The 1,471-nt window shown below is 47.1% G+C and carries 1 protein-coding gene; it reads right to left on the bottom strand.

The features are described 5' to 3' along the window. Positions 1 to 116: 116 nt before the first annotated feature. Positions 117 to 1,391 carry a metal-dependent hydrolase family protein gene (locus tag B3180_RS01225; protein ID WP_054490080.1) on the bottom strand — a complete coding sequence of 425 codons (1,275 nt, stop codon included), beginning with the start codon at positions 1,389 to 1,391 and terminating at the stop codon, positions 117 to 119. Positions 1,392 to 1,471 lie beyond the last annotated feature (80 nt).

The following is a 1,471-nucleotide window of genomic DNA, read 5'->3' as shown; positions in this document are numbered from 1 at the left end:
TGTACAGCTCTGGGCATCAGAAGAAGAGGATAAAACCAAATACGAAGTAAGAAGCAGCGATCATGTTTCCTTAAAACTAGAAGGGTCAGTCCGTTTCGACTGACCCTTAAAAAGACTTATTGGTGTTTATAAACCTTACCGTCTTTCATCACAAAACTGACATTTTGCAATAAGGTAACATCGTCCAACGGGTTTCCTTTTACAGCCACGATATCCGCTAGTTTACCTTCTTCAATGTGACCAATATCATCATTTTTAAGCAGCTTGGCAGCTATGGAAGTTGCTGACTGAATCGCTTCAGCTTCGGGGACACCTGCTTCTACCATGTATTGGAATTCTAACGCGTTATCACCGTGAGCGGATACGCCACTATCGGTACCAAATGCGAAATTAACCCCCGCTTTATAGGCTTTTGCAAAAGTGTCCTGAATTTTAGGGCCTATTTCGCGCGCTTTCGGTCTGACAACGTCCGGAAAGTAACCATCAATTTCCGCTTTTTCAGCAACAAACTTGCCGGCCAGAATGGTGGGCACCAGATAGGTTCCGTGCTCTTTCATAGCCGCTATTACTTCGTCATCCATGTAAGTACCATGCTCTACCGAAGTAATGCCGGCTTTCACTGCCCGCAGCATACCTGCTTTACCATGGGCATGTGCTGCAACATGAAAGTTGTAGTCATTGGCAATATCAACCAGGCCTTTTAGCTCTTCGTCAGTAAACTGAGGGTTGTCGCCGCTACTGGCCATACTCAAAACACCGCCGGTTGCGGTAATTTTGATAAAGTCGGCACCGTCTTTGTAGTGCTGACGTACTGCTTCGCGAGCATCTGCGGCACTATTAATAACACCATCTTTAGGCGTCGGACGCCCCATCAGTTCTTCTTTCCAGCCGTTTGTCGGGTCGGCATGTCCACCGGTCGTTGCCAAAGATTTCCCTGCGGAATAAATTCTTGGCCCGTCAACCACACCAGCATTTACCGCATTACGTAAGGCAATAGTGACGTTGTCGGAGTCCCCCGGGTTTCTTACCGTTGTGAAGCCAGCTTCCAAGGTTTTCATGCCATAGTGTTGAGCTTTCAAAGCAAGATCAGCAGGGTTCTCAGTAAACTGTTTTATATAAGAGTCAGGCCCGGACTGGCCGTCAAGGTGAACGTGTAAATCAATCAAGCCAGGCAGACAGGTATGTGCGCTTAAATCCGTAACCGAAGCATCACCGCCGGGGGCGTTCACTTTAACGGCAGTAATTTTGTTGTCAGTGACTTCAATATAGCGCTCACCGGCAAGACGACCGCTTTCACTGTCAAACACATTTCCGCAATGCAGCCATTCACCAGCCTGAGCGGTGTGTCCTGCTAACGCTACGGTTAAACCTATAGCTATTTTCTTCAACATACTTCCCCCTGATTTTATTTTACTCTTTATGGTCTGTGATACTCCGAACCGTTACGAATTGCAACGCCAGCGATCACTAA

The organism is Idiomarina sp. UBA4206 (genome assembly GCF_002383015.1).
GTDB lineage: Bacteria > Pseudomonadota > Gammaproteobacteria > Enterobacterales > Alteromonadaceae > Idiomarina > Idiomarina abyssalis.
The sequence above is the reverse complement of the archived record's forward strand: the minus strand, read 5'-3'. Positions and strand labels throughout refer to the sequence as shown.

What these genes read in the sequence shown, in the direction of transcription:
- B3180_RS01225 (WP_054490080.1), bottom strand. Translation starts at nt 1,391, where the DNA reads ATGTTGAAGAAAATAGCTATAGGTTTAACCGTAGCGTTAGCAGGACAC.